Raw genomic sequence first — 10,375 nt, forward strand, 5'->3', positions numbered from 1 at the left:
GATAGTCCTACGAACGACGTGTTACATGTGGCCGCGGCCGCCGCTCAGCGCGCGCCGGCCGCCACCCGCCGGATCTCCGCCACAGACGTACGCTGCGCCCGACCCGCCGCGAAGAGGCTGACCGCGAGCGCCAGCACGAGCCAGAGCACCAGCCCGCCGACCGGCGCACCGACACCGGCGCCGCTGTGGGCGATCACCGCCCCACGGAGCGCCTCGGCGGCCAGCGGCACCGGGAGGATGTCGGCCAGTGCGCCGAACGGTGCCGAGGCCGTGTCGACCGGCAGCAGCCCACCGAGGGAGACCAGCTGCAGCGCGAGGAACGCGAGCGAGATCAGCCAGCCCCGGCGCGCTCCGGCGAGGGCCACGACGGCCTGGTGGACAGCGACGAACACCACTGCGGCGAGCAGAGCGACCCCGACCGCAGCAGCAGGCGAGGCGATGTCCGCCCCGAAGACCCCGGCCGCGAGCACGAGAAGCACAGCCTGCACCAGCCCCACGAGCGCCGCCGGCCACAGACCGGCGAACGTGATCCGCCGGACGGGAAGCGCCTTCCGCAGCAACCCGGCAGGGAAGGCCGGGCGGAGCAGGTAGATCGCGAGCGCACCGAGCCACAGCGCCAGTGCGATCACGGCGGGCGCCAACCGGGTCGCGCCCGAGACGGACGGCTCGGAGGCGACCGCGACCTGCACCGGGTCGGCGACGACCTCGGTCTGCTTCTTGGCAGGAACGGTGATCTTCGAGGCGCCGTCGTCGAGGCCGGAGGCCAGCGAGTCGGCGCCCTCGGTCAGCGAGGAGGTTCCGGCGGAGAGCTCGTCGGCGCCCGAGGCAAGCGAGGCCGAACCGCTCTCGAGCTGCTTGGTGCCGGAGGCGAGCTGGTTCGCGCCGGAGGCCAGGGCGGTGGCGCCCTCGTTGGCCGTACCGATGCCCTTCTCGAGCTCACGCGCACCGTCGGCGAGACGACCGTTTGCGTCGGCGAGCCGCGACGCGCCGGAGGCGACCTTGCCGGCGCCGTCGGCGGCCGAGGAGATGCCCCCGCTCAGCTGCGGCGCGGCCTGAGCGAGCTCGGACGCACCCGAGGAGACCGCAGCCGCGCCCGCGGCGAGCTGGTCGGCCTGCGCACCACCGTCACCGACGGCCGCCCCCGTGGCCCCGCACAGCTGCGGCTTGGTGGCCTTGAGCACCGGGTCGGCGGCGCACGCCTGGGCCCACCCCTTGGCGAGCTGCGTGTAGCCGGAAACCCCCTCGGAGACCTGCGAGGCACCGTCGGCGAGCGCGGACGCCTGCGACGGGAGATCAGCGGTCGACTTCTCGAGCTGGGCGAGCCCACCGTCGAGCTCGTCGGCACCCGACTTCAACGACCTCGCGCCCGAAGCTGCCTTGTCCGCACCCCCGGCGAGCGACCCTGCTCCGGACGCGAGCCGTCCGGTCCCGTCGGCGAGCGAGTCGAGCCCGCCCGCGACCTGCGAGGCCCCGTCGGCGGCCCCGGAGGCACCCGAGCTGAGCGCGCGTGCACCGTCGGCGACCTTCCCGGCGCCCTCGTCCGCGGCAGCGGTGCCGTCGGCGAGCTTTCCGGCTCCGTCGGCGGCCGAGCTCAGGCTGGTCTTCAGCTTCCCGGTCTGGTCACGGACGCCGTCGAGGTAGGTGGTCGTCACCGTGCGCCCCAGCGTCGACGCGGACTGCCGCGCCACCTGGCGGGCGATCTCGGCGGTCACCTCGCTGGAGGCGTCGGAGGCCTCGACGCTCACCTGTCCGGCGCGGGGGTCGCTCCCTTGCACCCCGGCCAGCGTCTTCGACAGGTCCTGCGGAATCGTGATCACCGCTGCGTACGTGCCGTCGGCATAGCCCGCACGCGCGTCCTCCTCGTCGGTCAGCTCCCAGCCCAGGGTGGGCCCGGCGGAGGAGCCGGAGGACGAGACGAGGTCGGCGGCGAGCGCCCGACCGGCGTACACGGTCTGCTCGCTCTTCCCGCTCCCGGTCGTCACCGGCTCGTCGAGGTTGACGACGGCGGCAGGCACCTTGTCGAGGTTCTCGGTGCGGTCGGCGAGCGCGACCAGCGCTAGGGCGGTCACCACGACCGGCAGCAGGATCGCTGCTGCGATCAGCCGGCGGCCGGACCACCACGATTTCGTACGTTTCATCGGACTGTCTCCAGATCGGCGGCCGAGGCCGCGGTGAGATCGGATGGGCTGCGGTCGGGCGCGGCGAGCGCCAGCGCGTCCGCGACCTGCGGCACCGCAGGCAGGGAGGGCATCGCGAGGAGCACCGTGGCGCCGCGCGAGGTGAGTGCGGACAGGGCTGCGAGCTGCCCGCTGTCGAGCGAGACCCGGCTATCGATCGCGACCAGTCGCGGCAGGCGCCGCGAGCCGGTGAGCCGGAGCGCCTCGGAGACGTCGTCGACCAGAGCGGCACGAGCACGTACCGACCCCGACTCCTCCGGGAGCAACCGGTCGAGCACGACGAGCTTCCCGGAGAACCCGAGGCGGCCGGTGAGCGCCGCGAGCGCAGCGGACCGGGCGACCGGGTCGTCGCCGTGGATGATGCCGATCCCTGCAGGTCGCAGCTCCAGGGAGAGCGGCGCGAGCGCACCCGGCACCGTCACCTGCCGAGCCCGCACCGCCAGCTCACCGTGCACCGCGACGTAGTCGGAGTGCTCGAGGTGGTGCACGAGCGCCTCGCCCTCGACGTCGAGCACGGGCAGGCGACGGTCCAGCCACCGCGGCAGCCACCAGGCGCGGTCGCCGAGCAGGGCCAGCACCGCCGGGACCAGCGTCATCCGCACCAGGAAGGCGTCCACGAGCACGCCGACGGTGAGGCCCAGCGCCATCGGCTTGACGATCGGGTCGCCGTTGGGCACGAAGGCGGCGAAGACCGCGATCATGATGACCGCCGCGGCCGTCACGACCCGGGCGCTTGCGGCGAAGCCGGTGTCGACCGAGCGCCGCGCGTCGCCGCTGTGCACGAAGTCCTCCCGCATCCGCGAGACCAGGAAGACCTCGTAGTCCATCGCGAGCCCGAACAGGACGCCCATCAAGATGATGGGGAAGAACGCGATCACCGGCCCGACCTTGGCGACGTTCAGGAGGTCAGCGCCCCAGCCCCACTCGAAGACCGCTGCGACGACACCGAACGACGCGGCCACCGACAGCACGTAGCCGAGGGTCGCCTTCAGCGGCACCGCGATCGAGCGGAACACGACCATCAGCAGGATCAGCGACAGCCCGACGACGACGGCACCGAACGGCAGGATGGCACCGGACAGACGTGCGCTGACGTCGATCGCGACCGCGGTCTGACCGGTGACCATGACGTCCCGGATCCCGAAGCGCTTCTCCAGCGAGGCGTGGTCGGCGCGGATCGCCTCGACCAGGTCCGCCGTCGCCGGGTCGCTCTTCTCGGTGTCCGGGTAGATCACCACGAGCCCGAGGTCGGCGGTCCGGTTCGGCGTCGCCAGGGCGACCTTCTGCACGCCGTCGTACTTCTCCAGCGAGGCGCCCAGATCGTCCATCACCCCGATCGGGTCGGTGGTGTCGATGATGTCGGCAGTCACGAACAGCGGCGCGTTGTAGCCCGGCCCGAAGTCCCGGCTGATCAGGTCGTACGTCTCCCGCGGGCTGCTCCCGGGCTCGGCGCTGCCGTTGTCGTTGAGCCCCAGCGCGAGGTCGCGTGCGGGGATGGCCAGCACGGCGATGATCAGCAGCGAGACCACGACGGTCACGGCCGGCACCTTGGTCACCAGCCGCACCCAGCGTGCCCCGAGGGTGATGGCGTGAGGCCGCCCCTCCGCGGCAGCCTCACGCCGGTGGGCCCGAGACCCAGGCTTGGGACGTAGCCGCTCACCCGCGACCGCGAGGAGTGCCGGCACGGCGGTGAGGGCGACGAGGACGGCGACGAGGACGGCCGAGGCCGCTGCGTACCCCATGACCGCCAGGAACGGGATGCCGGCGACGACGAGACCGCACAGCGCGATGATCACGGTGACGCCGGCGAAGATGACCGCGCTGCCGGCGGTCGCGACCGCGCGGGCGATCGACTCCTCGACGTCGAGGCCGGTGGCGAGCTGGCTGCGGTGCCGAGCGATCACGAAGAGCGCGTAGTCGATCCCGACCGCCAGCCCGATCATCAGCGCGAGGGTCGGGGTCGTGGCCGAGATCGTGGTGACCGCGGCGACCGAGAAGATCCCCGCCATCGCGATCGCCACCCCGAGCAGGGCGGTCAGGATCGGCAGCCCGGCGGCCAGCAGCGACCCGAACGTGATCGCCAGGACCAGGAGCGCGATCAGCAACCCGATCGCCTCGGTGGCGCTGACGTGGACCCCGGTGACGGCATACGCATCGCCACCCACCGCGAGCTCCAGCGACGACCCGTCGGGAAGCTCGGCGGCCTCGTCCAGGTCCGCCTTCACGCTCTCGGGCAGCTCGTCGAGCCCGAGGTCGAACTGCACGGTCGCCAGCGCGTCCCGGCCGTTGTCGCTGACCGTCCGGCTGTCCTCGGCCAGCGGGTCGGTGACCGTGGCGACGTGATCCACCTTCTCGATCTCGTCGAGGACGGCCGTGACCTCCTTGCGGTGGTCGGCGATCTTCTCCCCCTCCGGCGCGACGAAGACCAGCTGCGCCGAGGTCCCGGAGACCTCCGGGAACCGCTGCGTGAGCGCGTCGAGACCCTGCTGGGACTCCGTGCCCGGGATCGTGAAGTCGTTTTGCAGCTTGCCACCGAGCGAGACGGTCAGCGCACCCAGCAGGACCGCGAGCAGGAGCCAGAGGGCCAGCACGGTCTTGGCACAACGCGCGACCAGCCGGCCGAGACGGTAGAGGTAGGAGGACACATTCAGTACATTAACGCACTCAATACAAAAACGTATCGTCGCGCGTATGTGAGGATGGCTACATGACCGAGGTGAGGGCCCCCAGACGACGTACGAACACCCGCGCGCGGCTGCTTGCCGCAGCCGTCGATGTCTTCGTCGAGCGCGGAGCGCGCCGGGTCACCGTGGACGATCTGGTCAGCGCGGCGGGCTACACGCGCGGAGCGTTCTACTCCAACTTCAACAGCGTCGACGAGGTGCTCCTCGAGACGTTCAAGGAGGAGTCCGAGAAGCTGATCGCCGCCGTACGCACCGCCGTCGCCGACCACACGGACGCAGACTCGAGCGGATCGCTGATCGGAGCGGCCTTCGCCGCGATCCGCCCCATGCAGGACCGCTGGTTCGTCCTGCAGAGCGAGGTGGTGCTGCAGAGCCTGCGCGACCCCGACGCACGCGAGATCAGCTCGGCCACCTTCACGGCGCTCAGCGAGCAGCTCGTCGAGGTCGTCGCGCTCGCCCTCGACCGCCTCGACCGTACGCTGACCATGTCCACCGACCTGCTCGCCCAGACGATGATGGGCGTGTTCCTGCACAGCATCACGATGCGCACGATCCGACCCGACGACCCCCGCGCCGACCGCCTCCTCGAGGACGCGCTCCCCCAGATCATCGACGGACTGTCCGCCCCGCGGGCCTCCGCCTAGACCGAGACCGCAGGAGGACTTCGCCATGGGTGCACCGACTTGGGTGTGGCTCGTCACCGTCGCCGGGATCCTCGCGCTCCTCGCCTTCGACTACGTCTTCCACGTACGCAAGGCCCACACGCCCACGCTGAAGGAAGCCGCGATCTGGTCGACGATCTACGTCGCGGTCGCGCTGCTGTTCGGCCTCGGCGTGCTCGTCCTCGGCGGCGGCGCGATGGGCGGGGAGTACTTCGCCGGCTACATCACCGAGAAGGCGCTCTCGGTCGACAACCTGTTCGTCTTCCTGATCATCATGACGAGCTTCCACGTGCCCCGTGCCGACCAGCAGAAGGTGCTCCTGTTCGGCATCACGTTCTCGCTGGTCGCCCGCACCGGGTTCATCTTCGTGGGAGCCGCCCTGATCAACACCTTCGCCTGGGTCTTCTATCTGTTCGGCGTGATCCTGCTGATGACCGCCGGCAACATGCTCAAGCCCGACGACGACTCCGAGAAGGAGAACGTCGTCGTACGCCTCGCCCGCCGGCTCTTCCACGTCAGCGAGCACTACGACGGCGACAAGCTGGTCACGGTCGAGGACGGCAAGCGCATCCTGACGCCGATGCTGCTGGTGATGGTCGCCATCGGCGGCACCGACATCCTCTTCGCCCTCGACTCGATCCCGGCGATCTTCGGTCTGACCCAGAACGTCTACCTGGTCTTCACCGCGACCGCCTTCTCGCTGCTGGGCCTGCGCCAGCTCTACTTCCTGCTCGACGGCCTGCTCGACCGGCTCATCTACCTCTCCTACGGCCTGGCCGCGATCCTCGCCTTCATCGGCGTGAAGCTGATCCTGCACGCCCTCCACGAGAACAACGTCCCGTTCGTCAACGACGGCGAGCCGGTCCACGTCGTCGAAGTGAGCACCGGGCTGTCGCTCGGTGTCATCCTCGGCGTACTTCTGATCACCATCCTCGCCTCCCTCTTCAGCAAGCGCGGCCGCGTCAAGAACGCCATCGGCAACGCCCGCCGCCACGCCGCCGCCTACCTCGACTCCGAATACACCGCCGACCCCGCCGAGCGCGAGCGCATCCACGACGCCCTCATCGCCGAGCGCGACTTCATCGCCTCCCTCGGCCCGAAGTACGTCGAGATCGCCCGCGACGAGACCCCGCTCATGGAGCTTCTCGAGCGCGCTCTCGCGAGCCACACCGCCGCCGTCGAGCGCGGCGAGGCCGCTCCCGCGGGGCCGCCGAAGATCCTGCGCGACGAGTAGAGCCGACCGACGCCGGGCTCAGCCGACCGGCGCCTTGAGTCCCTGCTGGAGGGTGTGGAACAGCAGATCGAGCGTCGCCTCGCGCTCCGGCGCCGGCAGGCGGCCGAGCGGGCCCTTCGTGCACAGCTCTGCGAACCCGTGCACGGCCGCCCAGCAGACCACCTCGGCGCCGAGGCGGCGCTCGGCCGGGATCTCGCCGACCGCCACCATCTCGTCGAGCACGTCGTTCAGGATCCCGTAGGGGCCGTCCCGCCGCTCGGAGATCACCGGCACCACGTCGGGTCCGGAGAACTCCAGGTGGAAGGCCATCTGGAAGAGATGGGGCTCGTCGGTCGCGAAGGCGACGTACGCTCGCGCGGTCTCCTTGAACCGGGCACGCGCGATCTCCGCCGGCTCTCGGTCGTCGGACACCGTCGCGTTCCGCGCCTGCATCCTGGCCGTGAGCTCCTCGACCGCCCGGTCCGCGAGCGATCTCATCAGCTCCTGACGGTCGGCGAAGTGGCGGTACGCCGCGTTGTGGGAGACCCCGACGCGGCGAGCCACCTCGCGCAGCGTCACTTTCTCGGGAGCGCTCGACCGGGCCATCTCCCAGGCCGCGTCGATGAGAGCAGACCGGAGGTTGCCGTGGTGATAGGTGGCACGGTCCGCACTCATGGCCGCCACTGTACCGATGGCGGTCCCCGGCGAGATTCCTCACGTGAAGATGTTGACACCGACAACACCCTGCAGCATCGTTACATGTTGACACCGTCAACACTCGGTGCCGGTCGTCACACCACGACATCACCAGAGGAGAAGTCCATGGCAACGGTCAACTTCGTCACCTTCGACGGGGAGCAGGTCGAAGCGCCCTTGGTCGAGGGGCAGTCGCTGATGCAGGTCGCGATCGACAACGCCGTCCCCGGGATCGACGGGGACTGCGGGGGCGAAGCCGCCTGCGGCACCTGCCACGTCGTCGTCGACCAGCAGTGGGCCGGGCGCTGCAGCGAGCCCGCCGACGCGGAGGAGCAGATGCTCGAGATGAACCCCGACCGTCAGGCGACGTCACGGCTCTCCTGCCAGATCGCGCTCAGCGACGACCTGGGCGGGCTCACCGTCCACCTCCCCGAGTTCCAGTTCTAGAGCAGATCGGAGCACCATGATGGACACGCTCGACCGCGTCGTCGCGACCGTGCAGGCGAACGTTCCGATGGAACGCCAGATCCAGGGCCTGCACCTCTACCAGAAGGCCAAGGCCCGGCTGCTCGGCACTTCCCGCCCGGCCCCCTTCGCCGAGGAGCCGATCCCGCCCGTCGACCAGGTCGGCCTCGCCGACATCGACATGAGCAACCCGTTCATGTTCCGGCAGGGCCAGTGGATGCCGTACTTCGCACGTCTGCGGGACGAGGCCCCGGTCCACTTCCAGGCGAACAGCCGGTTCGGGCCGTACTGGTCCGTGACCAGGTACGACGACATCCTGACCGTCGACAAGGACCACGAGACCTTCTCCGCCGAGCCCTTCATCGTGATCGGTACGCCGCCGCCCGGCCTCGAGGTCGAGATGTTCATCGCGATGGACCCGCCCCGCCACGACCAGCAGCGGCAGGCCGTCCAGGGTGTGGTGGCGCCGAAGAACCTCAAGGAGATGGAGGGGCTGATCCGCGAGCGGGTCTGCGACGTCCTCGACAACCTCCCCGTCGACGAGCCGTTCAACTGGGTCGATCGCGTCTCGGTCGAGCTGACCGCGCGGATGCTCGCCACGCTCCTCGACTTCCCGTACGAGGAGCGCCGCAAGCTCGTCTACTGGTCCGACCTCGCCGCCGGCAGCGAGGAGGCGACCGGCGGCACCTCGGACACCGACGAGATCTTCCGAGGGGTCCGGGACATGGCCCGCGCGTTCACCGACCTCTGGCACGCCAAGGCCGCCCGGACGGCCGCCGGGGAGGCTCCCGGGTTCGACCTGATCTCGATGCTGCAGGCCAACGAGAGCACCAAGGACCTGGTGAAGCGGCCGATGGAGTTCCTCGGCAACCTCACCCTGCTGATCGTCGGCGGCAACGACACCACCCGCAACTCGATGACCGGTGGTGTGCTCGCCCTCAACCAGTTCCCGGACGAGTTCGCGAAGCTCAAGGCGAACCCGAGCCTGATCCCGGGCATGGTCTCCGAGATCATCCGCTGGCAGACCCCGCTCGCCTACATGCGCCGGGTCGCCACGAAGGACACCGTGCTCAACGGCCAGTTCATCCGCAAGGGCGACAAGCTCGTGATGTGGTACGCCTCCGGCAACCGCGACGGACGCCACTTCGACCGCCCCGACGACTTCATCATCGACCGGTCGAACGCGCGCAGCCACCTCTCGTTCGGGTTCGGGCTGCACCGCTGCATGGGCAACCGGCTCGCCGAGCTGCAGCTGCGGATCCTCTGGGAAGAGCTTCTCGCGCGCTTCGACGACATCGAGGTCGTCGGCGAGCCCGAGCACGTGCAGTCCAACTTCGTGAAGGGCTACAGCTCGCTGCCGGTGAAGCTCACCCGCAAGGCGGCCTCATGACCCGGGGGCGCGCTGTCGTCATCGGTGCCAGCCACGCCGGCGCCCAGCTCGGCGCGCGGCTCCGGTCGGTCGGCTGGGAGGGCGAGATCCTGCTGATCGGCGACGAGCCGTACCTGCCCTACCAGCGCCCACCCATGTCCAAGACCTACCTGGCCGAGACCGCCGAGATCGACGATCTGCTGATCCGCGGCCCGGAGTTCTACGACCGGCAGGGCATCTCGATCCGTCGCGGACGGGCCGTACGCATCGACCGCGACGAGCACCGCGTCGTCCTCGACGACGGCGAATCTGTCGGTTACGACAAGCTCGCCCTGTGCCTGGGCGCTCGTCCGCTGCCCCTGCCCGTGCCGGGAGCCGATCTGCCCGGCGTCCACCAGCTGCGTACGGCGGAGGACGTCGAGGCGATCCGGTCGGCAGTCCGCGGCAGCAGGCGAGCCGTGATCGTGGGCGGCGGATACATCGGCCTGGAGACCGCCGCCTCCCTGCGGAAGCTCGGTCTGGAGGTGACCGTCGTCGAGGCGGCCGACCGCGTCCTCAAGCGGGTCACCGCACCGGAGGTCTCCGACTTCTTCCACCGCACCCACCAGGCCGCAGGCGTCCACGTGCGCACCGACGCGACCGTGGTCGCGCTCGAAGGCACGGGCCGCGTCAGCACCGTCCGTCTAGCCGACGGCGAGACGCTGCCCGCCGACGTCGTCATCGTCGGCATCGGGGTACGCCCCAACGTCGACCTCGCCCGTGATGCCGGGCTGGACGTCGGAGACGGCATCCGCATCGACCCCTACGCCCGCACCAGCGATCCCGACATCGTCGCCGCCGGTGACTGCACCAGCTATGAGGACGCCCGCTACGGCCGGGTCCGGCTGGAGTCGGTGCCCAGCGCCGTCGAGCAGGCGAAGGCGGCCGCCGCCACCATGTGCGGACGGTCCGAGCCCATCGCAGCGCTCCCCTGGTTCTGGTCCGACCAGTACGACCTCAAGCTGCAGATCGCCGGCCCCAACACGGGCTACGACCAGGTCGTCCTGCGCGGCGACCCCCGCTTCGACCGCGAGTTCTCCTGCTTCTACCTGCGCAAGGGCGAGCTGATC

At 70.3% G+C, this 10,375-nt stretch carries 7 protein-coding genes and 1 pseudogene; 5 read left to right on the forward strand and 3 right to left on the reverse strand.

Annotation, left to right across the window (positions count from 1 at the left end; genetic code table 11):
- Positions 1 to 44 precede the first annotated feature (44 nt).
- Together IEY81_RS06160 and IEY81_RS06165 are read right to left on the reverse strand one after the other, a co-directional pair.
- A complete protein-coding gene (locus tag IEY81_RS06160; RefSeq protein ID WP_189117576.1) occupies positions 45 to 2,138 on the reverse strand; it encodes a YhgE/Pip domain-containing protein in 2,094 nt (697 codons plus the stop codon).
- Positions 2,135 to 4,822: an MMPL family transporter gene (locus IEY81_RS06165; protein WP_189117577.1), complete on the reverse strand. Its 2,688-nt coding sequence runs from the start codon at positions 4,820 to 4,822 to the stop codon at positions 2,135 to 2,137. The genes IEY81_RS06160 and IEY81_RS06165 overlap by 4 nt, the downstream gene beginning before the upstream one ends.
- A 62-nt stretch (positions 4,823 to 4,884) precedes the next feature.
- Here IEY81_RS06165 and IEY81_RS06170 point away from each other — a divergent pair, with 62 nt between their 5' ends.
- On the forward strand, positions 4,885 to 5,505 hold the full coding sequence (locus tag IEY81_RS06170) for a TetR/AcrR family transcriptional regulator (protein ID WP_189117578.1): 621 nt from the start codon (positions 4,885 to 4,887) through the stop codon (positions 5,503 to 5,505).
- A gap of 25 nt (positions 5,506 to 5,530) precedes the next feature.
- Positions 5,531 to 6,757: a TerC family protein gene (locus IEY81_RS06175; protein ID WP_189117579.1), complete on the forward strand. Its 1,227-nt coding sequence runs from the start codon at positions 5,531 to 5,533 to the stop codon at positions 6,755 to 6,757.
- An 18-nt stretch (positions 6,758 to 6,775) separates the two neighbouring features.
- Here the strand turns inward: IEY81_RS06175 and IEY81_RS06180 are convergent, their stop codons facing one another.
- The gene (locus tag IEY81_RS06180) at positions 6,776 to 7,411 is read right to left on the reverse strand and encodes a TetR/AcrR family transcriptional regulator (protein WP_189117580.1); all 636 of its coding nucleotides are present in this window, start codon (positions 7,409 to 7,411) and stop codon (positions 6,776 to 6,778) included.
- A 147-nt stretch (positions 7,412 to 7,558) separates the two neighbouring features.
- On the opposite strand from IEY81_RS06180, the gene IEY81_RS06185 reads away from it, so the two are divergent.
- The 3 genes and pseudogenes from IEY81_RS06185 to IEY81_RS06195 form a co-directional block, all read left to right on the forward strand.
- On the forward strand, positions 7,559 to 7,879 hold the full coding sequence (locus tag IEY81_RS06185; protein ID WP_189117581.1) for a 2Fe-2S iron-sulfur cluster-binding protein: 321 nt from the start codon (positions 7,559 to 7,561) through the stop codon (positions 7,877 to 7,879).
- A 19-nt stretch (positions 7,880 to 7,898) separates the two neighbouring features.
- A pseudogene (locus IEY81_RS06190) lies at positions 7,899 to 9,269 on the forward strand (cytochrome P450); the annotation flags it as partial.
- A gap of 14 nt (positions 9,270 to 9,283) precedes the next feature.
- Positions 9,284 to 10,375, forward strand: a 1,092-nt coding sequence (locus IEY81_RS06195) for an NAD(P)/FAD-dependent oxidoreductase (protein WP_229787409.1), incomplete at its 3' end; no start/stop codon positions are given.

Source organism: Nocardioides luteus, assembly GCF_014648595.1.
Lineage (GTDB): Bacteria > Actinomycetota > Actinomycetes > Propionibacteriales > Nocardioidaceae > Nocardioides > Nocardioides luteus.